The following is a 25,134-nucleotide window of genomic DNA, read 5'->3' on the forward strand; positions in this document are numbered from 1 at the left end:
TGGCACCTCGATGTCGGCTCGTCGCATCCTGGGGCTGGAGCAGGTCCCAAGGGTTGGGCTGTTCGCCCATTAAAGCGGCACGCGAGCTGGGTTTAGAACGTCGTGAGACAGTTCGGTCTCTATCCGCCGCGCGCGTCAGAAACTTGAGGAAACCTGTCCCTAGTACGAGAGGACCGGGACGGACGAACCTCTGGTATACCAGTTGTCCCACCAGGGGCACGGCTGGATAGCCACGTTCGGACAGGATAACCGCTGAAAGCATCTAAGCGGGAAACCTTCTCCAAGATCAGGTTTCTCACCCTTTTAGAGGGATAAGGCCCCCCGCAGACTACGGGATCGATAGGCCAGACCTGGAAGCCCAGTAATGGGTGCAGGGAACTGGCACTAACCGGCCGAAAACTTACCAACACGCAATCGCAACCACAGTCCAGTTCGGCGGCTATTTGCCGCAGAATAACTTTGACGCCACACCCCCCACCAAACAAATTTAAATAGAGTTACGGCGGCCACAGCGACAGGGAAACGCCCGGTCCCATTCCGAACCCGGAAGCTAAGCCTGTCAGCGCCGATGATACTGCCCATACGGGTGGAAAAGTAGGACACCGCCGAACATACACAAAAACACCCCCGGCGACGGGGGTGTTTTTGCATTTGCGAATAAGGGGCGACTACTAATCGAATAACGTTAAATCCGCATGGGTGGTCGTGTGGCTGCGCTCCATATCGAGAAGCGTTCGCTTTCGGTCGACCCCGCCGCCGTAGCCGGTCAGGCTGCCATTGGCGCCGATGACCCGGTGACAAGGGACGACGATCGCGATCGGGTTGTGTCCATTGGCCAAACCCACCGCGCGCGCGGAACCGGTAGCTCCAATCTGGTCGGCGATCTGTCCATAGGATCGCGTCTCCGCATACGGGATGGTCAGCAGCGCCTTCCACACCCTCCGCTGAAATTCGGAGCCGCGCAGGTCGAATTCAAAGTCGAAGTCGGTGCGCTCGCCGGCGAAATACGCGCCGAGTTGCGCGACGGCCTCGCCGAACGCCCGCGGGTTCGGCGACCACCCGGTGCGGCTCGGCTCGTAGGTCTGGTCGACCATGCGAAGATTCGTCAGCACCGAGCCGTGCCCGGCCAGGGTCAGCAGTCCGATCGGGCTGTCGATGGTGCGGTACTCGGTCATGCGACCTCCTGTGGCGGCCAACGGTTTACCGGATGCTCGAGAGTGGTCCAAAGATATTGGGTGGCATAGGAACGCCAGGGTCGCCACCGCGCACTGCGCTCGACGAGCGAGCGTTCGTCGGACGGCAGACCCAGCTGTTTGGCGGCCAGGCGTAGGCCCAGATCACTGGCGGGAAACGCGTCGGGATCGCCGAGGCCGCGCATTGCGATCACTTCCGCGGTCCAGGGGCCGACGCCGGGCAAGGCGAGTAATTGCGTTCGGGCGCTTTCCCAGTCGCATCCGGCGCTCAACACGACACTTCCGGCGGCGAGGCCACCGACCAGCGCACTCAGTGTCCGTCGCCGGGCCTGGGGCACCGCCAAATGGATGGGGTCGATGTCCGCGAGCTGCTCAACGCATGGGAAGGTGTGCGTCAACGTTCCCTCGGGATCGTTGATCGGCTGCCCGTAGGCGGCGACTAGGCGGCCCGCATGAGTGCTCGCTGCCTTGGTGGACACCTGTTGGCCCAGCACCGCGCGCACCGCCAGTTCGGCTTCGTCAACCGTGCGCGGGATCCGCTGCCCCGGCGTCTTGGATACGACGGCGCAGAACTCCGCGTCGTCGCTCAGCGCTTCGTCCACCGCGTCCGGGTCGGCATCGAGGTCCAGCAGCCGCCGGCAGCGCGCGATAGCCGTTGTCAGATCACGAAAGTCGTCCAGCACGAGCACGCACCGGACATGATCGACGGCGGGGGTCAGGGTGACGATTGCGTTGCCGAACGGAAGGCGCAGACTGCGCCGGTAGGCGCCATCGCGGACTTCCTCGCAACCGGGCACCGTGCTCGCCGCGAGATGACCGAAGACGCCGACGTAGGCGAAGGGCGTGCGTACTGGGAGCCGAAGGCACACGGTGCCAGGGGAATTCGGGGCCGATCCGGAGCGTGTCGTCACGCGCTGGCGCAGCGCGCTCGGTGTCTTCTCGAAGACTGAGCGCACGGTGTCGTTGAACTGACGGATGCTGGAAAAACCGGCGGCGAATGCGACATCGCCGAATGGCAGGTCCGTGGTTTCGATCAGCACCCGGGCGGTCTGTGCCCGTTGCGCGCGGGCCAGTGCGAGCGGGCCGGCCCCAACCTCGGCCTGTAACAGCCGCTCCAGCTGTCGGTTGGTGTAACCGAGGTGGGCAGCCAGGCCGCCGACACCTTCGCGGTCCACCGTCCCGTCGGCGATCAGGCGCATCGTTCGCGCCACGACGTCACCGCGCACATTCCACTCCGGAGAACCCGGGGACGCGTCGGGGCGGCACCGCTTGCATGCTCGAAAGCCGGCTCGCTGAGCGGCGGCCGCCGTCGGGTAAAACCGCACGTTACGTGCGAACGGTGGCCGCACCGGGCAGCTGGGCCGGCAGTAGATGCGGGTGGTCAGCACCGCGGTGACGAACCATCCGTCGAACCGGGCGTCCTTGGACTGGACGGCGCGGTAGCAGCGTTCGAAGTCGTCATGCACGTTTCCAGATTTACACCCGCCCACCGACAAAACTGGCGGAAAAACGACATCGTCGTGGATGCGGATGTCACCAGGCGCGCGCAGGGGCAGGCCCGACATATCAAACCGCCCGCCTTGGTCGCGGGGCCGCTCGTCGACGCTAGTAGCAAGTACCTGAAACTTTTGAGCGGAGGTCACACAGTTGCCGCCACGCCCATTTCGGCTCGAAACCAACCTTTACGCGTCGACCGGCGACGCCAGCTGAGTCGGACGCTCATGCCCGCGCAGGGTCACCGTGTCGCCCAACGACCAACGCTCTCGCTCATTTTCACTTGCCCCCTCGATGGCGTCAGCCGTGGCAAGAAGCCGGCCCGAATGCGACTTGGCCAACTCGCACAGCCGGGCCGCCTCGTTGACCGGTTCACCGATCACGGTGTATTCGAAACGCTCCCTGGCGCCGACGTTTCCGGCAACGGCACGACCCGCCGCCACGCCGATGCCAGCCTCGAGGTCGGGCATTTCGTCACACATTCGTTCGGCAATGCAGCGCGCGGCGGCCAGGGCCGCGTCTTCAGGACTGTCCAGGCGGTTCGGTGCTCCGAAGATGGCTAGCGACGCATCACCCTCGAATTTGTTGACCAACCCACAGTAGCGGTCCACCTCTTCGACGACGATCGCGAAGAAACGGTTCAGCACCGCAACGACTTTGGCCGGAGGTTGGCTTGTCACCAGTTGCGTCGACCCGAGGATATCGATGAACACGACGGCGACATGGCGTTCTTCGCCGCCCAGCTTCGGCTTCTCGCGTTCTGCAGCAAAGGCCACTTCGCGTCCCACGTGCCGGCCGAAAAGATCGCGAACCCGTTCGCGCTCCCGTAGACCGTCGACCATGGCGTTGAAACCGCGCTGCAGCTCACCGAGTTCGGTTCCGTCGAACACCACCAGATCGCCGCGGAGGTTCCCCTGCTCGACGCGTCGCAGCGCCGCCCGGACTACGCGCACCGGTGTGGCCGTCAGCCAGGCCAGGATCCACATCAAGACGCATCCGAAGATCAGCGTCGCAAACGACACCATCAGCACAGCGACCGCGAACTCAGTCTCGGTCAGGTTTTGCATCAGAATCTGGAATGTAGTCAGGACGACGATGCCGATGACCGGCACACCCGACCCGAGGAACCATACCGTCATGGTCCGGCCCATGATGCCGGCCGTCAGCCGCCGTGGCGGTGGCCCCGCCTCGAGCGCCTGGGCCGCCACCGGCCGCAGCGCGAACTCGGCGAGCAGATAGCTCCCGGTGGCCACCAGAACGCCGCAGAAGCCAACCCCCACGAGGAACCGCGGGATAAACACGGTGTTGACCAGGCCGTAGAGGACCGTCAGCACTACCGCCCCGACGCCCCACAAAATGAGGTCGACCAACGCGATTCGCCACGGGGCGATGAACGTGTTGCGCTCGTCCTCAGGGGTCGGCGCGCGCTCCTCGATCGCCCACCGCAATGCGAGCACGGTCCGGCGAGTGATCCAGTAGACGCCCACGGTGAGGGCAAGTGCGATATAGGCCGGCGCGGCGCCGAAGGTGATCCACCAGGGCGCGTCGTTGAACACGCTCGGTGCGGGAATGGCGACCGTGACCAACAGCAGCGCGGCGCCGATGCCGATCAGGTTTGCGCCCAGCACCAGCACGGTCAGGATGACCTGAATGCGGATGCGGCGGCGGCGTGGGCTTTCCGAGACCCGCCCGAGTAGGAACGACCCGTAGGCGGGTGTTTCCGGCAGCCGTCCGCTCTGACGGGTGACTCGCTCTAGCACCCGCCCCAGGCGTCGAGCCATGGTCTGACTGGCCAACATCGTGGGTTCAGCGTAATTTGTCGGCCACGCTCTAAGGTGAGTCGGGTGCGTCTAGTGATCGCTCAATGCACCGTCGACTATGTCGGCAGACTCACCGCGCATCTGCCATCCGCACGCAGATTGCTGCTGTTCAAGGCTGATGGATCGGTCAGTGTGCACGCTGACGACCGGGCCTACAAGCCGCTGAATTGGATGAGCCCGCCGTGCTGGCTGACCGAAGAGACCGGTGATCAGGCCCCGGTGTGGGTGGTTGAGAACAAAGCCGGCGAACAATTGCGCATCACCGTCGAGGAGATCGAACACGACTCCAACCACGAGCTGGGCATCGATCCCGGGCTGGTCAAGGACGGCGTCGAGGCGCACCTGCAGGCGCTGCTCGCCGAGCACGTGCAACTGCTGGGCGAGGGATACACGTTGGTCCGCCGCGAGTACATGACGGCCATTGGCCCCGTCGATCTGCTCTGCCGTGACGAACGCGGCGGTTCGGTGGCGGTAGAGATCAAGCGTCGCGGCGAGATCGACGGTGTCGAGCAGCTCACCCGGTACCTGGACCTGCTCAACCGCGACACCGTGCTGGCGCCGGTAAAAGGGGTGTTCGCCGCTCAGCAGATCAAGCCGCAGGCCCGCACACTGGCCACCGATCGCGGTATCCGTTGTCTGACATTGAATTACGACAAGATGCGCGGGATGGACAGCGACGAATACCGGCTGTTCTGAGGGCCCGCCACTAGACTGGACCCATGGCTCGGCGCCGTACCCCGCCACGTCGGCCGCGGCCGGTCGCGCCGCCGCCGGCATTGCGTCGGGTGGAGCTCGGGCCCGATGGCCACGAGTACGAAGTCCGTCCCGTCCCGGCGGCCCGTGCGGTCAAAACCTATAGGTGCCCCGGCTGCGATCACGAAATACGGTCCGGCTCAGCGCATCTGGTGGTATGGCCGATCGATTCGACGCTCGGGGGAGGCGCGGGTCAAGTCGAGGACCGCCGGCATTGGCACACGCCCTGCTGGGCGCACCGCGCTACCCGCGGTCCAACCAGGAAGTGGTCGTAGAGTATCCGGTCTCAGGCGCCCGGTTCGACGAGCTCGATCAGAACCCCGCCGCCGTCCTTGGGGTGGATGAAGTTCATCCGGGAGTTTGCCGTGCCGCGTCGGGGTGCGTCGTAGATCAGGCGCACTCCTTGCTCGCGGAGCTGCTCGGCCAAGGTGTCGAGGTCACTGACCCGAACGGCCATTTGCTGGATGCCCGGACCGCGCTTGTCGAGAAACTTCGCGATCGTCGAGGACTCGTCGATCGGGGCCATCAACTGGATCTGCGCGGTGCCCGCGGGGGCGCCGCGCACAGCCAGCATGGCTTCGCGGATTCCCTGCTCCTCGTTGACTTCCTCGTGCACCAGGATCATGCCGAGCGTGTCGTGGTACCAGGCGATGGCGGCGTCCAGGTCGGCGACTGCGATGCCGACGTGATCGATCGCCGTCACCAGTGAGGTGGCCAGGATCTGACGGGCGTCAACTTGATCGGTCGTCATCACATAACGGTAACCTGGCGGCAAAGATTGCGCTTCTCCGGGAGGCCGAAACGGCCATCGAGGGAGCGCCTGGTAGGCCTTAGGAGACAGTCATGACGACGTCGGTGATCGTTGCTGGAGCACGGACACCCATCGGCAAGTTGATGGGTTCGCTGAAGGACTTCTCCGCCAGCGATCTGGGGGCCATCGCGATCGCGGGCGCGCTGGAAAAGGCCAAAGTTCCGGCCTCCGCGGTCGACTACGTGATCATGGGCCAGGTGCTGACGGCCGGGGCCGGTCAGATGCCGGCACGCCAGGCGGCCGTGGCGGCCGGCATCGGCTGGGATGTTCCGGCGCTGACCATCAACAAGATGTGTTTGTCCGGTATTGACTCCATCGCGCTGGCTGACCAGCTCATTCGTGCCGGGGAGTTCGACGTGGTGGTGGCCGGCGGCCAGGAGTCCATGACGAAGGCGCCGCACCTGCTGATGGACAGCCGCTCGGGCTACAAGTACGGCGACGTGACGGTGCTCGACCACATGGCCTACGACGGCCTGCACGACGTGTTCACCGACCAGCCGATGGGCGCGCTCACCGAGCAGCGCAACGACGTCGACAAATTCACCCGGCAGGAGCAGGACGAGTTCGCTGCGCGGTCCCACCAGAAGGCGGCCGCGGCATGGAAGGACGGCGTCTTCACCGACGAAGTGGTGCCGGTCAACATCCCGCAGCGCAAAGGTGATCCCCTACAGTTCACCGAGGACGAGGGGATTCGCGCCAACACCACCGCCGAGTCATTGGCCGGCCTCAAGCCGGCATTTCGCCGCGATGGCACCATCACCGCCGGTTCGGCCTCCCAGATCTCCGATGGCGCGGCCGCGGTGGTGGTGATGAGCAAGGCGAAGGCCCAAGAACTGGGGCTGACCTGGCTGGCCGAGATCGGCGCGCACGGCGTGGTGGCCGGACCGGATTCAACCCTGCAGTCGCAGCCGGCGAACGCGATCAAGAAGGCGATCGGCCGTGAGGGCATCTCGGTCGACCAGCTCGATGTCATCGAGATCAACGAGGCGTTTTCCGCGGTGGCACTGGCGTCGACGCGCGAACTGGGCGTGAATCCCGACCTCGTCAACGTCAACGGCGGCGCGATAGCCGTGGGGCACCCCATCGGGATGTCGGGAGCGCGGATCGCGCTGCATGCCGCCCTGGAGTTGTCACGACGCGGCTCGGGATACGCCGTCGCGGCGCTGTGCGGGGCCGGCGGGCAGGGCGACGCCTTGATTCTGCGCGCGGGTTAGCCAGAGTCAGTGGCTTTCGCCGACGTTGCTGGCGCGGCGCGCCGAGGACAAATTGTGATCTTCGTCATATTTGCCGATCACGACCCTGCTCGGTGGGCTTTTTCGCCCCGTCGTGCCGCCGCCTGACTGCCGTCGCGACCGGGTGGATGGGTAGCCCAGGCGCATGACAAACTTGACGGCGTGACGCGTCCGCGACCCTCTATCGGCCCCGCCCTGGCTGGTGCGGTCGATCTCTCCGGTCTCAAGCAACGGCCCCAGCCGGCGGGCGGCCCTCCCGCAGGGTCCGGGCCGTCGGCCCCCGAGGGTGACCCCGGGATCATCGCGGTCACCGAGACCAACTTCGAGGCCGAGGTGCTGCACCGGTCCGAGGAAGTGCCCGTCGTTGTGCTGCTGTGGTCGCCTCGCAGCGAAGCGTGTGTCCAGCTGCTCGACATGTTCGCCGGGCTGGCCGCGCAGGACAACGGCAAGTGGTCGTTGACGACGGTCAACGTCGATGTCGCGCCCAGGGTCGCGCAGATATTCGGTGTCGACGCGGTTCCGACCGTCGTGGCGCTGGCCGCCGGTCAGCCGATCTCGAGTTTCCAGGGCATGCAGCCGCCCGAGCAGTTACGCGGCTGGTTGGACCAAATCCTCTCGGCGACCGCCGGAAAGCTCAAGGGCTCAGCGGGTTCCGGTGAGCCGGAGGCCGTCGATCCCGAGCTGGCCGCAGCCCGCCAGCAGCTGGAAGACGGCGACTTCGAGGCGGCCAAGACGGCCTACCAGTCGATCCTGGACGCCAACCCAGCCAACGCCGAAGCCACGGGCGCGATTAGGCAGATCGAATTCCTCACGCGCGCAACCGCGCAACGCCCGGATGCCGTCGCCGCTGCCGACACCGCGCCCGGCGACATCCAAGCCGCACTCGCGGCGGCCGACGTGCAGATCCTCAATCAGGATGTCGAGGCCGCCTTCAATCGTCTGATCGCCTTGGTGCGCAGCACATCCGGGGACGACCGCACTTTGGTGCGCACCCGGCTGGTCGAGCTGTTCGAACTCTTCGACCCCGCCGATCCCGAGGTTGTCGCCGGACGGCGTAACCTCGCCAACGCCCTGTACTGAAGCGGTCTTTACTCGGGTTCCAGCCACAGCGCTGACGTGGGCGGCAGCACCAACAGTGCCGAGGCCGGCCGGCCATGCCACGGGTCTTCGGTCGCGTCGACGCCGCCCATGTTGCCCATACCCGAACCGTTGTAGGCCGTCGCATCGGTGTTGAGCACCTCGCGCCAGCGGCCGGCCGACGGCAGACCCAGTCGGTATCCGCCGTGCTCGGCGCCCGCGAAGTTGAACACGCACGCCATCACCGAGCCATCCTTGCCGTAGCGCAAGAAGCTCAGCACGTTGTTGCCGGAGTCGTTGGCGTCGATCCAGGAGTAGCCGTCGGGCACGGTGTCCTGGCTCCACAGCGCCGGGTGACTGCGGTAGATGTCGTTGATGTCGCGGACAAAGCGCAAGACCCCGTTGGAGAATCCTTGCTCGTCGAGCTGCCACCAATCCAGGCCGCGCTCCTCCGACCACTCGGCGCGCTGCGCGAATTCCTGTCCCATGAACAACAATTGCTTGCCCGGGTGCGCCCACTGGTAGGCGAGCAAGCTACGCAGCCCGGCCGCCTTGACGTGATTGTTGCCCGGCATCCGGCCCCACAGGGTTCCCTTGCCGTGGACCACCTCGTCATGGCTGATCGGCAGCACGTAGTTCTCGCTGAATGCGTACAGCATGGAGAACGTCATCTCGTGGTGGTGGTAGCTGCGGTAGATCGGATCGCGGCTGATGTAGTCGAGCGTGTCGTGCATCCAGCCCATGTTCCACTTCATCGAAAAGCCCAGGCCACCAAGGTTTGTCGGCCGCGTAACCCCGGGCCACGAGGTTGACTCCTCGGCGATCGTGACGATGCCCGGCGCGGCCTTGTGAGCAGTGGCGTTCAGCTCCTGCAGGAACTGCACCGCTTCGAGGTTTTCCCGGCCGCCGTAGATGTTGGGGGTCCAGCCGCCCTCGGGCCGCGAGTAGTCCAAGTAGAGCATGGACGCTACCGCGTCCACTCGTAAGCCGTCGATGTGGAACTCTTCGAGCCAGAACAGCGCGTTGGCTACCAGGAAGTTCCGCACCTCCCGGCGGCCGAAGTCGAAAACATAGGTACCCCAGTCGAGTTGCTCACCGCGCTGAGGGTCGGAGTGCTCGTAGAGCGGGGTGCCGTCGAACCGCGCCAACGCCCAGGCGTCCTTGGGGAAGTGTGCCGGCACCCAGTCGACCAGCACGCCGATGCCGGCCCGATGCAAGGCGTCGACGAAAGCCCGAAACTCGTCCGGTGTCCCGAATCGCGACGTCGGTGCGTAGTACGACGTCACCTGGTAGCCCCACGATCCGGCGAAGGGGTGCTCGGCGACCGGCAGCAGCTCGACGTGGGTGAACCCGTGTTCCACCACGTAATCCGTCAGCTCGCGGGCCAACTGCCGGTAGTTGAGGCCGGGGCGCCAGGAACCCAGGTGAACCTCGTAGGTGCTCATCGGCTCGAACACCGGGTTGCGCTTTGCGCGCTCCACCATCCAGTCGGCGTCTTCCCAGCTGTATTCACTGCGCGTCACCCGGGACGCGGTGTGGGGCGGCACCTCGGTGGCGAACGCCATCGGGTCGGCCCGGTCGGTCACGACGCCGTCCGCGCCGTGTACGCGAAACTTGTACAGCCCCTCAAGGGGGAAATCGGGCCAGAACAGCTCCCAGACGCCCGACGACCCCAGCACCCGCATCGGGGCTTCACTGCCGGTCCAGCCGTTGAACTCACCGATCAGATTAACGCTCTTGGCGTTGGGCGCCCACACCGCGAACGACACCCCGGTGACGACGCCGTCTGCCGTGGTGAACGAGCGAGGATGTGCGCCAAGGACTTCCCAGAGCCGCTCATGGCGTCCCTCCCCGAACAGGTGAAGGTCGACCTCACCCAACGTCGGCAGAAAGCGGTATGCGTCGGCGACGACGTACGGCTCGGCACCTTCATAGGTGATCTGTAGCCGATAGTCGATCAAGTTGGCGAACGGCAACACCACGGCGAACAGACCGGATTCGATGTGCTGCATGGGGAACCGGTCGTCACCGACCAGCGCGACGACTTCGGCCGCATGCGGCCGGTACGCCCGAATGACGGTGTGATCGTTGTATTCGTGGGCGCCCAGAATGCTGTGCGGGTTGTAGTGTGTGCCAGCGACCAGGCGCGACAGGTCGGCCGGACCGGGCGCCAAGTGTGTCCGCGCGAGTTGATCGGCTTGGCTCATGTCCCTTGCACCTCCGGTACGTTTCATCGCCTGCGTAGCAGTGTCATTCGTGAGTCATACGGTATGAGTGGCATATTGATGATGTGCGCGACCGCCTGCCCGGGGTCGATGCGAATGTAATTGGCCTGCCCCCATTGGAATTCCTGGCCGCTGATCTCGTCGCGCACCCAAAACCGCTCGTAGGGCTCCATACCCAAAGCGGCCATGTCTAAAAACAGCGTCGCTTCCTCGACTCCGTAAGCGTTGAGCGTCACGACCACCAACACACAGTCGCCGGTCGCCGGGTCGAACTTCGAGTAGGCGAGCAACGCATCGTTGTCCACGCTGTGGAAATGGATCGTGCGCATTTGCTCCAGTGCGGGATGTAGTCGGCGAATTGCGTTGAGCTGCGTGATGAATGGTTCGAGCGATCGTCCTTCGGCGAGGGCACCCGCGAAATCGCGGGGCCGCAATTCGTACTTCTCTGAGTTCAGGTACTCCTCGCTGCCCTCCCGCACCGCGCGGTGCTCGAACAGTTCGTAACCCGAATACACGCCCCACGCCGGCCCCATGGTCGCCGCCAGCACCGCGCGGATGGCGAACATTCCGGGCCCGTTGTGCTGCAAGATGGCATGCAAGATGTCGGGGGTGTTGACGAACAGGTTGGGCCGGCGGAAGTCGGCGAGGTTGGCGATGTCGTTGCCGAACTCGGTCAGCTCCCACTTCGCCGTGCGCCAGGTGAAGTAGCTGTAGGACTGGGTGAACCCCAGCTTCGCCAGACCGTACTGCCGCGCCGGTGGCGTGAAGGCCTCGGACAAGAACAGCACGTCGGGATCGACAGCCTTGACCGCGGCGATCAGCCAGGCCCAGAAATCCGGCGGCTTGGTGTGCGGGTTGTCGACGCGAAAGAACTTGACGCCGTGGTCGATCCAGTGCCGGACCACGCGCAGCACCTCGTCGTAGAGCCCGGCCGGGTCGTTGTCGAAGTTGATCGGATAGATGTCCTGGTATTTCTTGGGCGGGTTTTCCGCGTAAGCGATGGTGCCGTCGGGCAATTCGGTGAACCAATTGCGGTGGTCACGCGCCCAGGGATGATCCGGTGCGCATTGCAGCGCCAAGTCCAGCGCCACCTCCATGCCCAGCTCGCGTGTCGCGGCGACGAAGGCGTCGAAGTCCTCGATGGTGCCCAGATCCGGGTGGACGGCGTCGTGACCACCCTCGTCGCTGCCAATTGCCCAGGGAGAACCCACATCCCCGGGGGCGGCGGTCGGGGAGTTGTTGCGCCCCTTGCGATGTACCTTGCCGATCGGGTGGATCGGCGGCAGGTAGACGACGTCGAATCCCATCGCCGCGATGCGCGGAAGCTGGGCGACGGCCGTGGCGAAGGTGCCGTGCACGGGATTGCCCTTGGCATCCCACCCGCCGGTCGAGCGGGGAAACATCTCATACCAGGAGCCGAACCGGGCCAGCGGCCGGTCCACCCAGACGCCGTGCTGTTCGCCGCGGGTGACCAGATCGCGCAGCGGGTAGTCCGCCAGAATTTCTTCGATCTCCGGCCCCAGTGCCAGCGCGGTCCGGGTGACCGGGTCGCCGGGCTTGCGCAGCGCGGTGGCGGCGGCCAGCAACGGTTCGCGCAGTGGGCGCGGTACACCCGTCGCCGCACGCTCGAACAGCCCGGCGCCGACCAACAGATCGTTGGACAGTTCGGTCTCGCCCTGACCGGCGTCCAATTTGGCGATCAGCCCGTGCCGCCATGAATGAATCGGGTCGCCCCACCCGTCGACTCGGAAGGTCCACAACCCGACCTGGTCGGGGATGAACTGTCCGTGAAAAACGTACGGTTCGAGACCCATTGTCATCGGCAGCGACAGCGGCTTGATTCGTTGCTGGTTGACCTTGCCATCGCGTTCGGCCACCGGCTTTGCCGGCGCTTGAACCGCCTTGACTCGGCGGGTCTCGGTTACCTGCGGATAGCCGGACCCGAGGTAGCGCACGACCAGAGTGGCCGCGACGGCCTCGTGGCCTTCTCGCCATACCGCGGCGCTGACCGGCACGACCTCGCCGACCACAGCTTTCGCGGGATACGCGCCACAGGAAACGACCGGTTGGACGTTATCGATCTCGACACGACCGGGCACCACCACTCCGTTCCGATTGTGTGCGGCTAACCCCACGATGTGTTCCGTGCGGACTGCCGCTCGTGGGAAACTTCCTGTCGTGGGGAACTTTCTAAGCGGGGAGGCATCGTTGCGACCCCGATAACTACCCGATACCCACCCTAGTCTTCGGTCACACACCGGCGAGGAAAAGCGATCCTTCCCGCCGTGCGCGGGCTCAGAACCTCAGTAAGGTAGTAACGCGTGAAAGCCCTCCGCCGGTTTACCGTCCGTGCTCACCTTCCGGAGCGTCTGACCGCGCTGGACCAGCTGTCGACCAACCTGCGATGGTCCTGGGACAAACCCACCCAAGAGCTTTTTGCGACCATCGACCCACACCTCTGGGAGCGATGCAGCAGTGATCCGGTGGCGTTGCTGGGCGCGGTCAACCCGGCGCGGCTGGACGAGTTGGCGCTTGATGAGGCGTTCCTGGGCCGGCTCGACGCGCTGACCGCCGATTTGAACGATTACCTGAGCCGCCCGCTGTGGTACCAGCACGAGCACGGCGCCGAAATGCCGGCCGCGATCGCCTACTTCTCGATGGAGTTCGGCATCGCCGAAGTGCTGCCCAACTACTCCGGCGGCTTGGGCATCCTTGCCGGCGACCACTTGAAGTCCGCGTCCGATCTGGGTGTGCCGCTGGTAGCGGTGGGCCTTTACTACCGCTCCGGATACTTCCGTCAGTCGTTGACGGCCGACGGCTGGCAGAACGAGACCTACCCGTCGTTGGACCCCCAAGGCCTGCCGCTGCGGCTGCTGACCGACGCGACCGGCGAGCCTGCCCTGGTTGAGTTGATGCTGCCGGACTCCGCGCAGCTGCACGCCCGGATCTGGGTCGCACAAGTGGGCAGGGTTCCACTGCTGTTGCTCGATTCCGATGTCCCGGAGAACGAGCACGATCTGCGCGGCGTCACCGACCGTTTGTACGGGGGTGACCAAGAACATCGGATGAGGCAGGAGATCCTGGCGGGCATCGGTGGGGTGCGGGCGATCCGCGCCTTCACCGACATTCACGGCCTGCCGGCGCCCGAGGTGTTCCACATGAACGAGGGCCACGCGGGTTTCCTCGGAGCGGAACGCATCCGCGAGCTGATGACCGGTTCGGGACTGGACTTCGACACCGCGCTGACGGTGGTGCGGTCGAGCACGGTGTTCACCACGCACACCCCGGTACCCGCCGGCATCGACCGGTTCCCCATCGACATGGTGCGGTTGTACTTTGACGACCACGTGGCCGACCAAGCGGAACCCGGGAAGGCCGCGACAGCCGACGCCTCGCCCGTGTTGCTGGCGGGGGTGCCGACGGCTCGCATCCTGGCGCTCGGCGCCGAGGACGACCCCACTAAGTTCAACATGGCCCACATGGGTCTGCGGCTGGCCCAGCGCGCCAACGGTGTGTCGTCGCTGCACGGACGGGTGAGTCGGTCCATGTTCAACGAACTGTGGCCCGGCTTCGACGCCAGTGAGGTGCCGATCGGCTCGATTACCAACGGAGTTCATGCGCGCACCTGGGCGGCGCCGCAGTGGCTGCAGCTGGGCCGTGAGCTGGCCGGGTCGGATTCCTTCAGCGATCCGGGGGTTTGGCTGCGCCTCAAGCAGGTCGACGCGGGCCATCTGTGGTGGATCCGCTCGCAGCTGAGGTCCCTGCTGGTCGACGACGTCCGGCAGCGGCTACGTCGCTCCTGGCTGGAACGAGGCGCCTCGGACGCCGAATTAGGTTGGATAGCAACGGCATTCGATCCAGAGGTGCTGACCATCGGGTTCGCCCGGCGGGTGCCGACGTATAAGCGGCTGACGCTGATGCTGCGTGATCCGCATCGGCTGGAACAGCTACTGCTCGACCAAGAGCGGCCCATTCAGCTGATCGTCGCCGGGAAATCGCACCCGGCCGACGACGGCGGTAAGGCGCTGATCCAGCAGGTGGTGCGCTTTGCCGACCGGCCCGAGGTGCGCCACCGCATCGCATTTCTGCCCGACTACGACATGTCCATGGCGCGGCTGCTGTATTGGGGTTGCGACGTCTGGCTGAACAATCCACTGCGACCGTTGGAGGCTTGCGGCACTTCGGGAATGAAGAGCGCACTCAACGGCGGGCTGAACCTGTCCATCCGCGACGGCTGGTGGGACGAATGGTACGACGGCGAAAACGGTTGGGCGATACCGTCTGCCGATGGCGTAGCCGACGAAGACCGGCGCGACGACCTGGAGTCTGGCGGTCTCTACACACTGCTGGAAGAGGCCGTCGCGCCGAAGTTCTACGAGCGTGATGAACACGGCGTGCCGCCGCGCTGGATCGAGATGGTGCGCCACACCGTGCAGACGCTCGGACCAAAAGTGCTGGCGTCCCGCATGGTGCGCGACTACGTCGAGCAGTACTACACGCCGGCGGCGCAGTCGTTGCGTCGGACCATCGCCCCGGCTGAGGGCGACGAAGGTGGCGGCGAGTTCGGCGCTGCGCGCGAACTGGCCGCCTACCGCGGGCGCGCCCAGGAGGCCTGGCCCAAAATCGCCGTCACCGACGTCGACAGCACCGGCCTGCCGGACAGTCCGGTGCTCGGCTCGAAGCTGACCCTGACCGCCACCGTCCACCTGGCCGGCCTGGCGCCCGACGAGGTCACGGTCCAGGCGCTGGTGGGCCGGGTCGACGCCAGCGATGCACTGCTGGAGCCGATCACCGTCGAGATGTCCTACACCGGCACAGCCGAGGGCGGCAACCAGGTCTTCTCGACGACGACGCCGCTGCCGCTGGCGGGATCGGTCGGTTACACCGTGCGCGTGCTGCCCCACAATCCGATGCTGGCGGCCAGCAACGAGCTCGGCCTGGTCACGCTGGCGCGATAGCCGGATCGGTCAGGCCGACAGGCCCTCTTCCGATGGGGCTGCGGTGCGCAGTCGCTGCAGCGCCTGGCGCACCTGGTCGCCGTTGGTGGTCTGCCAAAACGGTGGCAACGAGGCGCGCAGGTAGCCGCCGTAGCCGGCGGTGACCATGCGGGAGTCGAGCACAGCAACCACGCCGCGATCGGTGACGCGGCGCAATAGCCGTCCCGATCCCTGAGCCAACAGCAGCGCCGCGTGGTTGGCCGCGACGGCCATGAAACCATTGCCGCCGCGTGCGGCGACCGCGCGCTGCCGCGCGCCCAGTAGGGGGTCGTCGGGCCGGGGAAACGGGATGCGGTCGATCAGCACCAGTGACAGCGACGGTCCCGGCACATCGACGCCCTGCCACAGCGACAGCGTGCCGAACAGGGACGTCTGGGGGTCGGCGCTGAACTGCTCGACGAGCGCCGACGTGCTGTCGTCGCCCTGACACAGCACCGGTGTCGACAGCCGTTCGCGCATGACCTCGGCCGCCGCCCGGGCCGCCCGCATCGACGAGAACAAGCCCAGGGTGCGCCCGTCGGCGGCGGCGATGAGCTCGGCGATTTCGCTCAGCTGCTCGGCGGAGCCGGTGCCGTCGCGTCCCGGTGGCGGCAGGTGCGCGGCCACATACAAGATTCCGGCTTTGTCGTGCTGGAACGGCGAACCCACGTCGACGCCACGCCAGTGCGCGTGGTCGCCGTCCTCGGCCGTCAGTCCCCACGCCGTGGCCATAGCGTCGAACGAGCCGCCGATGGTCAGCGTCGCCGACGTCAGCACCACCGTCGAACGCGAGAACACCCGGGACCGCAGCAGCCCTGCGACCGACAGGGGCGCCACCCGCAACACCGGGCGCGACGAACCCCTGATCTCCTCGTGCTCCAGCCACACCACGTCGGTGCGGTCGGGAATGGCCGGGCCGAACGATGCCAGCACGCGCGACGTGGTGTCCGTTATCTCGCTCAGTGCCGCAACGGCTTCGGCGCGCGCCGACGCCGCCTTGGGGTCGTTGGTGGTGTCGATCGCCGAGCGCGCCGCGGTCGCCACGTCGCGTAGCGCCGTCAGGTAGGTCGCCAGCTCCTCGTCGAGGCGATCGATGCGGCCCGGCGTGCCGTCGTGGATGACCGACGCGAAGTTCGCCGTCGTCGCCTCCAGACGTTGGATCAAATCCGGGTCCACCAGTCGGGCGATGCGCCGGGCGGCCACGCCGAGGGAGGCCGACGTCAGCTCCGCGGTGGCCACCGACGTCACCCGATCCACCAGCTCGTGTGCTTCATCAACGACCAGCAGCGCATGTTCGGGCAGCACCGCCGTTTCGGCCACAGCGTCGATGGCCAGCAGCGCATGGTTGGTGACCACCACATCAGCACGGCCGGCCCGGCTACGCGCCCGTTCGGAAAAGCACTCGGCGCCGAACGGGCAGCGCGTCACGCCGAGGCATTCCCGCGCGGAAACGCTGACCTGCGACCAGGAGCGGTCCGGGACGCCGGGCTTCAGGTCGTCGCGGTCACCGGATTCGGTGCTCGACGCCCATTCGGTGAGCCGTTGCACGTCGCGGCCCAACGCGCTGACCGCCATGGGGTTGAAGAGTTCCTCCTGCGGCCGGTCGTCGCCTTCTTCACCGTCGGCGGCCCCGCCGTTGTGAATCTTGTTCAGGCACAGATAGTTTCGCCGGCCCTTGAGTAAGGCGAACTGCGGACGGCGCGGCAGCGCATCTGCCAGCGAATCGACCAGCCGGGGCAGATCGCGATCGACGAGCTGGCGCTGCAGAGCGATCGTGGCCGTGGACACGACGACGGGGGAGTCGTCGTCGAGCGCGTGGACGATTGCGGGCACCAGATACGCGAGCGACTTACCGGTACCGGTGCCGGCCTGCACCACCAGGTGCTCTTCGGTGGCGAAGGCCCGCGCCACCGCGCCGGCCATCTCCTGCTGGCCGGTGCGTTCACTACCGCCGAGCGCGGCCACCGCGGTGGCCAGCAGCTCGGACACGGAAACGTCAGACGTGGCTACCCTCTTCGCTGTTTTGGGGCGGCGCTTGCGCCGCGGCATTTTTCGCGCGGTGCTAGCGCCGGTCGGCGGGAATCTGCGTGGTCGTGATCGCGGGATCACCCTGCGACAAGTTCAAGCCCTCCCACGGCAGACTGCGCAGCCCGGAAGTTACCAGCTCGCGCGCCGCGGCGAGGTTCGGTTTGGACACTAATTCGCCACCGCGGACCAGCGGGACGGTCAGCATCCGAGCCGGTTCGGAGACGGCGGGCTGATGGCCGGCCGAATACACCACCTCCTCGGTGACGATGCCGGAATCGCGCGACAGGCGTAGCGCCTCCTTGCGCCCGCCGCGGGATTGCTTGTGGCTGCTGCGCTTTTGGACCGGCAAGCCGTCCACCTCGACCAGTTTGTACACCATGTTCGCCGTCGGGGCGCCCGAGCCCGTCACCAGCGACGTGCCCACGCCGTAACTGTCGACCGGCTCGGCGGCCAAGGCCGCGATGGAGAACTCGTCGAGGTCGCCGGAGACCACGATGCGGGTCCGGGTCGCCCCGAGCTTGTCGAGCTGTTCACGCGCCTGGCGGGCCAGCACGCCCAGCTCGCCGGAATCGATGCGCACCGCACCCAGCCCGGTACCGGCGGCGGCCACCGCGTTGGCCACGCCGGTCGTCACGTCGTAGGTATCCACCAGCAGGGTGGTGTCCACTCCGAGCGCGTCGACCTGTGCGGAGAACGCCGCCAATTCGGTCGATTCCGTGGGGGAATCGGCGTGCGCATGCAGCATGGTGAACGCGTGCGCGGAGGTGCCCTCGGCGGGTACTCCGTAGCAGCGTTGCGCCTCCAGATTGGACGACGCCGCGAAGCCGGCCAGGTACGCCGCGCGGGCAGCGGCGACGGCCGCCTGCTCGTGGGTTCGTCGTGACCCCATCTCGATCAGCGTGCGTCCCCTGGCCGCGCTCACCATGCGCGCCGCGGCGGACGCGACCGCGGTGTCGTGATTGAAAATCGACAGTGCCAGCGTCTCGAGCACCACGCATTCGGCGAACGTCCCGCTCACCGACAGTACCGGGGAACCGGGGAAGTACAGCTCGCCTTCGGCGTAGCCGTCGATGTCACCGCCGAATCGAAATTCGCGTAAGTACCGCAACGTATCCGGGTCGAGAAACTGCACCAGCGACTGGCACGCCTGGTCACCGAAGGTGAACTGCGGCAGCGCGTCGAGCAGCCGGCCGGTTCCGGCGACCACGCCGTAGCGGCGGCCTTCGGGAAGTCGGCGGGCAAAAAGCTCGAAGGTGGTCCGGCGATCGGCGGTGCCGTCTCGCAGCGCCGCCGCCAACATGGTCAACTCGTACTTGTCGGTCAGCAGCCCAGTAACGACCGGGTCGTTCATTCCATAACGGTATCGGCTGCGATTGGCGCTCGGTAACGTCGTCCATCCCTCGGTATCGTGTAGGCCATGGTTGTTATGTCAGCGCCCACTAAGCCGGGCACTACAAGACAACGAGAGTCCGCTCCCGTGGAGGCCACGGCGAGTCCGTGGGTCACGATCGTCTGGGATGACCCGGTCAATCTGATGACCTATGTGACGTATGTGTTCCAGAAGTTGTTCGGCTACAGCGAGCCGCACGCCACCAAGCTGATGTTGCAGGTGCACAACGAAGGAAAGGCCGTGGTGTCCGCCGGCAGCCGTGAGTCCATGGAAGTCGATGTGTCCAAGCTGCACGCCGCCGGTTTGTGGGCGACGATGCAGCAGGACCGCTGAAGCTCGAGGCGTCGGCGATTCCCTGTGCGCAAATGGAAGCGGGTCGAGACCGCTAGCGGTCCCCGTTTCCGGTCGTCCCTGGCCTCGCATGAAGCCGCCCTGCTCAAGAACTTGGCCACGGCGATGATCGGCTTGCTCGACGAGCGTGAATCTGCCTCGCCCGCAGACGAACTCGAGGAGATCACGGGGATAAAGACCGGCAACGCCGATCCCCCGAAAGACCCCACGTTGCGTCGGCTGCTGCCCGACTTCTACCGGCACGACGGTGACGACACCGCGCCGCCCGACGGCGCGGATAGCCTGAACGCGGCACTGCGCAGCCTGCACGAGCCCGACATCGTCAACGCCAAACGCGTTGCCGCGCAGCGGTTGCTGAGCACGGTTCCCGACGGTGGCGGCCGCTTCGAGCTGACCGAGGACGACGCGAACTGCTGGATCGGGGCGGTCAACGACATTCGGTTGACCCTAGGAGTCATGCTCGAGGTCGGGCCGGAGGGCCCGGAGCGCCTGCCGCCCGACCATCCCCTGGCCGTGCACTTCGACGTGTATCAGTGGCTGACGGTGTTGCAGGAGTACCTGGTCCTGGTGCTGATGGGGCCCCGATGACCGCGGCGCGCGACAGATGAACGCCATCACCGATGTCGCGGGCATCCGCGTCGGCCACTACCAACGACTGGATCCCGACGCGTCCCTGGGCGCCGGCTGGGCCTGCGGCGTCACCGTCGTGCTCACCCCGCCGGGCACCGTCGGCGCGGTGGATTGCCGCGGCGGCGCGCCCGGTACCCGGGAGACCGATCTGCTGGACCCGGCCAACACCGTGCGGTTCGTGGACGCGGTGTTGCTTGCAGGGGGCAGCGCCTACGGGCTGGCCGCCGCGGACGGTGTCATGCGCTTCCTGGAAGAACGCGAACGCGGCGTGGCGATGGACGGCGGCGTGGTGCCGATCGTGCCGGGGGCGGTGATCTTCGATCTGCCGGTCGGCGGCTGGGAGTGCCGCCCGACGGCTGAGTTCGGTTATGCGGCCTGTGCCGCCGCCGAAGACGGAACGGCGATGGGTGTCGGGACCGTCGGCGCCGGGGTGGGGGCCCGCGCCGGCGCGCTCAAGGGCGGCGTCGGGACCGCGTCGAGGGCGCTGCCGTCCGGCGTGACCGTCGGAGCGGTGGCCGTGGTGAACTCCGCGGGCGAGGTCGTCGACCGGGGCACCGGCTTGCCGTGGATGCCGGACCTGACCCGGGAGTTCGCACTGCGGCCGCCGCCGGCCGAGCAGGTCGACACCTTCGCCCAGTTGCCGTCCCCGTCGAATACGGTGGACAGCCCGCTCAACACCGTCATCGCGGTGGTGGCCACCGACGCCGCCCTGAGCCCGGCGGCATGTCGGCGGGTGGCGATCTCCGCCCACGACGGCCTGGCCCGCAGCATCCGGCCGGCGCACACGCCGGTCGACGGTGACACGGTGTTCGTGCTGGCTACCGGGGCGGTCGAGGTAGGCGCGGCGGCCAGTGCAAAACCAGTGCCCGCTGCCTTCTCCCCGGAGACCCGGCTTGTCACCGAGGTGGGCATCGCCGCCGCCGATTGCGTGGCGGAAGCGGTGCTGTGCGGTGTGCTGGCTGCGAAATCGATCGCCGGCATACCGAGCTACCGCGACGTGCTGCCCGGGGCGTTCGGTCGATGAGATCGACCGGCCGCAGCGCCGGTAGCCTTGACGATGCTGGAAAACACGCTGGAAGGGCAGCCATGGGTAAGACCACCCCCCGGGGACGCCCCGGCGCGCCTGCCGCCCAGACGAGGAAGCGGCCAACCGCGACCGTGGGAGCCGCCACGATCCTCACCTTCGTGGCGTTGCTCTACCTCGTCGAACTGATCGACCAGCTGACCCGGCATTCGCTGGACGCCAACGGCATCAGGCCACTGGAAGCCGACGGCCTGTGGGGCGTCATCTTCGCCCCGGTGTTGCACGAGAGCTGGCAACACCTGATGGCCAACACCGTGCCGCTGCTGATCCTGGGATTCCTGATGACCCTGGCCGGCCTGTCCCGGTTCGTCTGGGCGACCGCCATCGTGTGGATCCTGGGCGGCTTCGGCACCTGGCTCATCGGCAACGTCGGCAGCAGCTGCGGGCCCACCGACCACATCGGCGCGTCCGGCCTGATCTTCGGCTGGCTGGCCTTCTTGCTCGTGTTCGGCATCTTCGTCCGCCGGATCCGCGACATCATCATCGGCCTGATCGTGATGTTCGCCTATGGCGGCGTCCTGCTCGGGGCCATGCCGGTGCTCGGCAGATGCGGAGGCGTGTCATGGCAGGGCCATCTGTGCGGAGCGATCGCCGGCATCCTGGCCGCCTACCTGTTGTCCGCGCCGGAGCGTAAGAGCCGGACTTCGAGGAAGGCCGGCACCGCGGTGCCGCGGCCCATATGAGCTCGGCACTGGCACCCGTCGGGGTCTTCGATTCCGGTGTCGGGGGACTCACCGTCGCGCGGGCGATCATCGACCAGCTGCCCGACGAGGACATCATCTACGTCGGCGATACCGGCCATGGTCCGTACGGCCCGTTGACCATCCCCGAGGTCCGCGCGCACGCGCTGGCCATTGGTGACGACCTCGTCGGCCGCGGCGTCAAGGCGTTGGTCATCGCCTGCAACACGGCATCCGCGGCGTGCCTGCGGGACGCTCGCGAACGCTACGACGTGCCCGTCGTCGAGGTGATCCTGCCCGCGGTACGCCGCGCGGTGGCCACGACGCGCAACGGGCGTATCGGCGTCATCGGCACCCAGGCGACCATCAACTCGCACGCGTATCAGGACGCGTTCGCCGCCGCCCGCGACACCGAGATCACCGCGGTGGCCTGCCCGCGCTTCGTCGACTTCGTGGAGCGCGGCGTGACCAGCGGCCGTCAGGTGCTCGGATTGGCCGAGGGCTATCTAGAGCCGCTGCAGCGCGCACAGGTCGACACGGTGGTGCTCGGCTGCACGCACTACCCGCTACTGTCCGGGCTCATCCAGTTGGCGATGGGTGACAGCGTGACGCTGGTTTCCAGCGCCGAGGAAACCGCCAAGGAAGTGCTTCGGGTGCTGACCGAACACGATCTGCTTCGCCCGCACGACGCACCCCCTGCGACTCGGGTTTTCGAAGCCACCGGCGACCCCGAGGCATTCACCGCACTGGCGGCGCGATTTCTGGGTCCCGCCGTCACCGGTGTCCAGCCCGTTCACCAGGTGCGCATTGATTAACGACCGGACGAGATTCTCGTCACACCAATGCGGCGATGTTTTCGTCACGGTCGTATCGGGCATGGCACAGTAGTGTCCGTGCGAATAACCGTGCTCGGCTGCTCGGGCAGCGTGGTCGGTCCGGATTCGCCCGCGTCGGGTTATCTGCTCCGGGCACCGGACACTCCGCCGTTGGTCATCGACTTCGGCGGGGGCGTTCTCGGCGCGCTACAGCGGTATGCGGATCCCGGTTCCGTGCACGTGCTTTTGTCCCATCTGCACGCCGACCATTGTTTGGATTTGCCCGGACTTTTCGTGTGGCGGCGCTACCACCCGACGCGTCCGCTGGGCAAGGCGTTGCTTTACGGCCCGGGGGACACGTGGTCGCGTCTGGGCGCCGCATCGTCACCCTACGGTGGTGAGATCGACGACTGTTCGGACATTTTCGACGTTCGTCATTGGGTCGACGGCGAGCCGGTGTCGATCGGCGCGCTGACGGTGACACCGCGAGTGGTGGCTCATCCGACCGAGTCCTACGGCTTGAAGATCACCGATCCCTCCGGCGCCTCGTTCGTCTACAGCGGCGACACCGGTACCTGCGATCAACTCGTCGAGCTGGCTCGCGGTGCCGACGTCTTCCTCTGCGAGGCCTCGTGGACGCACTCGCCGGAGCGGCCACCCGCGCTGCATCTGTCGGGCACCGAGGCCGGCCGGGCCGCGGCCGAGGCCGGCGTTCACGAACTGTTGCTGACGCACATCCCGCCGTGGACCTCGCGTGAGGACGTCATCAGCGAGGCCAAGGCCGAGTTCGATGGTCCCGTGCATGCCGTGGTGTGCGGGGAGACGTTCGATATCCGCCGCTCCGAGCGGGTCTGAGCCACCCGCGGCGGTGCTGAATTGCCCGCTAATGTTGGCGGCGTGACGAAACGAGAAGACGGCCGCCTTGACGACGAGCTTCGGCCCGTAGTCATCACCCGCGGCTTCACCGACCACCCCGCCGGTTCGGTATTGATCGAATTCGGCCACACCAAGGTCATGTGTACGGCCAGCGTCACCGAGGGGGTGCCGCGCTGGCGCAAGGGATCGGGCCTGGGGTGGCTGACCGCGGAGTACGCGATGTTGCCGTCGGCGACCCACACCCGCTCGGACCGCGAATCGGTGAAGGGCCGCCTGTCCGGGCGCACCCAGGAGATCAGCCGGCTGATCGGGCGGTCGCTGCGCGCCTGCATCGACTTGGCAGCGCTGGGGGAGAACACCATCGCCGTCGACTGCGACGTCTTGCAGGCCGACGGCGGCACCCGCACCGCTGCCATCACGGGCGCCTTCGTTGCGTTGTCCGACGCGGTGACCTATCTCGCGGCTTTGGGCAAGCTGTCGGATCCCCGGCCGTTGTCCTGTGCGATCGCGGCGGTCAGCGTCGGCGTGGTCGACGGGCGGATCCGCGTCGACCTGCCGTACGAGGAGGACTCCCGCGCCGAGGTCGACATGAACGTCGTCGCCACCGACACGGGGACCCTCGTGGAGGTGCAGGGGACCGGCGAGGGGGCAACGTTTCCGCGGTCGACGCTGGACAAATTGCTCGACGTGGCGCTGGCCGCGTGTGACAAGTTGTTCGCCGCGCAGCGCGACGCGCTCCAGCTCCCATATCCCGGTGTGCTCCCTGAGGGGGCCCCGGCGCCCAAGGCGTTCGGCAGCTGACCCGCCTGCTGGTCGCCAGCCGTAACCCCAAGAAGCTGGCCGAGTTGCGCCGGGTGCTCGATGCTGCCGGTCTGAGGGGATTAACGTTGGTGTCGCTCGACGACGTTGCGCCGTTCGAGGAAGCGCCGGAGACGGGAGCGATTTTCGAGGACAACGCCTTGGCCAAGGCGCGCGATGCGTTCGCCGCGAGCGGGCTGGCGAGTGTCGCCGACGATTCCGGGCTGGAGGTCGCCGCGCTCAACGACATGCCCGGTGTGCTGTCGGCGCGCTGGTCGGGCACGCATGGCGACGACGCGGGCAACACCGCGTTGCTGTTGGCGCAGTTGCGCGACGTGCCGGACGGACGTCGCGGTGCGGCGTTCGTGTCCGCCTGTGCGCTCGTCTCGGCCGCAGGGGAGGTAGTCGTGCGCGGCGAGTGGCCCGGAAGCATTGCGCGCGAACCGCGCGGCGACGGCGGCTTCGGCTACGACCCGGTCTTCGTGCCCCAGGGGCACGATCGCACGGCAGCGGAGCTGAGCCCGACGGAGAAGGACGCGGTCTCGCATCGCGGTCGCGCCCTGCGGCTGCTGTTGCCGGCGTTGGAAACGCTGGCATCGCGGCGGAAGTGACCTAAAGACCGAAACGCGCCTTGACGTCCCTGGTTTGGAAGTGCTCGACGATGATGCCGAGCAGCGGGATGGTTCCGGAGAGCAGCACGCCGACCGTCTTGCCGAGCGGCCAGCGCACCTTGACCGCCAGGTTGAACGCGGTCAACACGTAGATGAAGTACACCCAGCCGTGGACGACCTCGATCCACCGGATTTCGTGGTGGAACGCGAGGTGCGAGACGATCTCGTAGCACAACGCGATGAGCCATAGACCGGTGGTCCACGCCATGATCCGGTAGCCGAGCAACGCG

22 protein-coding genes and 2 rRNA genes are annotated in these 25,134 nt (G+C 66.7%); 15 read left to right on the forward strand and 9 right to left on the reverse strand.

Features of this window, described 5'->3' with window-relative positions; genetic code table 11:
• Both VFW69_RS11080 and rrf read left to right on the forward strand, forming a co-directional pair.
• A 23S ribosomal RNA gene (locus VFW69_RS11080) occupies window positions 1-408 on the forward strand; the annotation flags it as partial.
• Between the two features lie 90 nt (window positions 409-498).
• Window positions 499-611 (forward strand): 5S ribosomal RNA (gene rrf, locus VFW69_RS11085).
• A gap of 60 nt (window positions 612-671) precedes the next feature.
• Here the strand turns inward: rrf and VFW69_RS11090 are convergent.
• The 3 genes from VFW69_RS11090 to VFW69_RS11100 form a co-directional block, all read right to left on the reverse strand.
• On the reverse strand, window positions 672-1,175 hold the full coding sequence (locus tag VFW69_RS11090; protein WP_526501109.1) for a methylated-DNA--[protein]-cysteine S-methyltransferase: 504 nt from the start codon (window positions 1,173-1,175) through the stop codon (window positions 672-674).
• The gene (locus VFW69_RS11095; protein ID WP_526501111.1) at window positions 1,172-2,659 is read right to left on the reverse strand and encodes an AlkA N-terminal domain-containing protein; all 1,488 of its coding nucleotides are present in this window, start codon (window positions 2,657-2,659) and stop codon (window positions 1,172-1,174) included. Before VFW69_RS11095 ends, VFW69_RS11090 begins: the two co-directional genes overlap by 4 nt.
• Before the next feature lie 216 nt (window positions 2,660-2,875).
• Entirely contained in the window at window positions 2,876-4,486 is a 1,611-nt protein-coding gene (locus VFW69_RS11100) for an adenylate/guanylate cyclase domain-containing protein (protein WP_526501113.1), read from the reverse strand.
• 45 nt (window positions 4,487-4,531) lie between these two features.
• Between VFW69_RS11100 and nucS the strand changes: the two genes are divergently transcribed.
• Window positions 4,532-5,203 carry an endonuclease NucS gene (gene nucS, locus VFW69_RS11105; protein WP_526501115.1) on the forward strand — a complete coding sequence of 224 codons (672 nt, stop codon included), beginning with the start codon at window positions 4,532-4,534 and terminating at the stop codon, window positions 5,201-5,203.
• Window positions 5,204-5,226: 23 nt separating this feature from the next.
• Window positions 5,227-5,535: an Rv1322 family protein gene (locus tag VFW69_RS11110; protein WP_526501117.1), complete on the forward strand. Its 309-nt coding sequence runs from the start codon at window positions 5,227-5,229 to the stop codon at window positions 5,533-5,535.
• Between the two features lie 11 nt (window positions 5,536-5,546).
• Here VFW69_RS11110 and mce read toward each other — a convergent pair whose 3' ends face one another.
• On the reverse strand, window positions 5,547-6,014 hold the full coding sequence (gene mce, locus VFW69_RS11115; protein ID WP_526501119.1) for a methylmalonyl-CoA epimerase: 468 nt from the start codon (window positions 6,012-6,014) through the stop codon (window positions 5,547-5,549).
• Window positions 6,015-6,103: 89 nt separating this feature from the next.
• Here mce and VFW69_RS11120 point away from each other — a divergent pair, with 89 nt between their 5' ends.
• Together VFW69_RS11120 and VFW69_RS11125 are read left to right on the forward strand one after the other, a co-directional pair.
• On the forward strand, window positions 6,104-7,285 hold the full coding sequence (locus VFW69_RS11120; RefSeq protein WP_526501121.1) for a thiolase family protein: 1,182 nt from the start codon (window positions 6,104-6,106) through the stop codon (window positions 7,283-7,285).
• A gap of 180 nt (window positions 7,286-7,465) precedes the next feature.
• Window positions 7,466-8,383, forward strand: coding sequence for a tetratricopeptide repeat protein (locus VFW69_RS11125; RefSeq protein ID WP_526501123.1), 918 nt, complete (start codon window positions 7,466-7,468; stop codon window positions 8,381-8,383).
• A gap of 8 nt (window positions 8,384-8,391) precedes the next feature.
• On the opposite strand, the gene glgB is transcribed toward VFW69_RS11125, so the two are convergent.
• Together glgB and VFW69_RS11135 are read right to left on the reverse strand one after the other, a co-directional pair.
• Entirely contained in the window at window positions 8,392-10,587 is a 2,196-nt protein-coding gene (gene glgB, locus VFW69_RS11130) for a 1,4-alpha-glucan branching protein GlgB (RefSeq protein WP_526501125.1), read from the reverse strand.
• Window positions 10,588-10,610: 23 nt separating this feature from the next.
• A complete protein-coding gene (locus VFW69_RS11135) occupies window positions 10,611-12,704 on the reverse strand; it encodes a maltotransferase domain-containing protein (protein WP_526501149.1) in 2,094 nt (697 codons plus the stop codon).
• 222 nt (window positions 12,705-12,926) lie between these two features.
• On the opposite strand from VFW69_RS11135, the gene glgP reads away from it, so the two are divergent.
• On the forward strand, window positions 12,927-15,563 hold the full coding sequence (glgP, locus tag VFW69_RS11140; protein ID WP_526501127.1) for an alpha-glucan family phosphorylase: 2,637 nt from the start codon (window positions 12,927-12,929) through the stop codon (window positions 15,561-15,563).
• Window positions 15,564-15,572: 9 nt separating this feature from the next.
• On the opposite strand, the gene VFW69_RS11145 is transcribed toward glgP, so the two are convergent.
• Both VFW69_RS11145 and VFW69_RS11150 read right to left on the reverse strand, forming a co-directional pair.
• Complete coding sequence (locus VFW69_RS11145; protein ID WP_526501129.1) at window positions 15,573-17,630, reverse strand: ATP-dependent DNA helicase; 2,058 nt, start codon at window positions 17,628-17,630, stop codon at window positions 15,573-15,575.
• Window positions 17,631-17,643: 13 nt separating this feature from the next.
• On the reverse strand, window positions 17,644-18,960 hold the full coding sequence (locus tag VFW69_RS11150) for a nicotinate phosphoribosyltransferase (protein WP_526501131.1): 1,317 nt from the start codon (window positions 18,958-18,960) through the stop codon (window positions 17,644-17,646).
• A gap of 66 nt (window positions 18,961-19,026) precedes the next feature.
• On the opposite strand from VFW69_RS11150, the gene clpS reads away from it, so the two are divergent.
• From clpS to rdgB, 8 genes are all read left to right on the forward strand, one after another.
• Window positions 19,027-19,332, forward strand: a complete 306-nt coding sequence (clpS, locus tag VFW69_RS11155; RefSeq protein WP_526501133.1) for an ATP-dependent Clp protease adapter ClpS — start codon at window positions 19,027-19,029, stop codon at window positions 19,330-19,332.
• 24 nt (window positions 19,333-19,356) lie between these two features.
• Entirely contained in the window at window positions 19,357-19,938 is a 582-nt protein-coding gene (gene aosR, locus VFW69_RS11160; RefSeq protein WP_526501135.1) for an oxidative stress transcriptional regulator AosR, read from the forward strand.
• Between the two features lie 16 nt (window positions 19,939-19,954).
• Entirely contained in the window at window positions 19,955-21,004 is a 1,050-nt protein-coding gene (locus VFW69_RS11165; protein WP_526501137.1) for a P1 family peptidase, read from the forward strand.
• A gap of 62 nt (window positions 21,005-21,066) precedes the next feature.
• Window positions 21,067-21,747, forward strand: coding sequence for a rhomboid family intramembrane serine protease (locus tag VFW69_RS11170; protein ID WP_526501139.1), 681 nt, complete (start codon window positions 21,067-21,069; stop codon window positions 21,745-21,747).
• Window positions 21,744-22,559 (forward strand): glutamate racemase, encoded by an 816-nt coding sequence (gene murI, locus VFW69_RS11175; RefSeq protein WP_526501141.1) that lies wholly within the window; start codon window positions 21,744-21,746, stop codon window positions 22,557-22,559. Before VFW69_RS11170 ends, murI begins: the two co-directional genes overlap by 4 nt.
• 72 nt (window positions 22,560-22,631) lie before the next feature.
• The gene (locus VFW69_RS11180; protein WP_526501143.1) at window positions 22,632-23,414 is read left to right on the forward strand and encodes a cyclic nucleotide-degrading phosphodiesterase; all 783 of its coding nucleotides are present in this window, start codon (window positions 22,632-22,634) and stop codon (window positions 23,412-23,414) included.
• A 42-nt stretch (window positions 23,415-23,456) separates the two neighbouring features.
• A complete protein-coding gene (gene rph, locus VFW69_RS11185) occupies window positions 23,457-24,236 on the forward strand; it encodes a ribonuclease PH (protein WP_526501145.1) in 780 nt (259 codons plus the stop codon).
• Window positions 24,233-24,844 (forward strand): RdgB/HAM1 family non-canonical purine NTP pyrophosphatase, encoded by a 612-nt coding sequence (gene rdgB / locus VFW69_RS11190; protein ID WP_526501151.1) that lies wholly within the window; start codon window positions 24,233-24,235, stop codon window positions 24,842-24,844. Before rph ends, rdgB begins: the two co-directional genes overlap by 4 nt.
• Before the next feature lies 1 nt (window position 24,845).
• Here rdgB and VFW69_RS11195 read toward each other — a convergent pair.
• The coding region (locus VFW69_RS11195) for a DUF3817 domain-containing protein (RefSeq protein ID WP_526501147.1) at window positions 24,846-25,134 on the reverse strand (289 nt) is incomplete at its 5' end.

Origin of the sequence: Mycobacterium sp. (assembly GCF_036273375.1) — a bacterium.
Lineage (GTDB): Bacteria > Actinomycetota > Actinomycetes > Mycobacteriales > Mycobacteriaceae > Mycobacterium.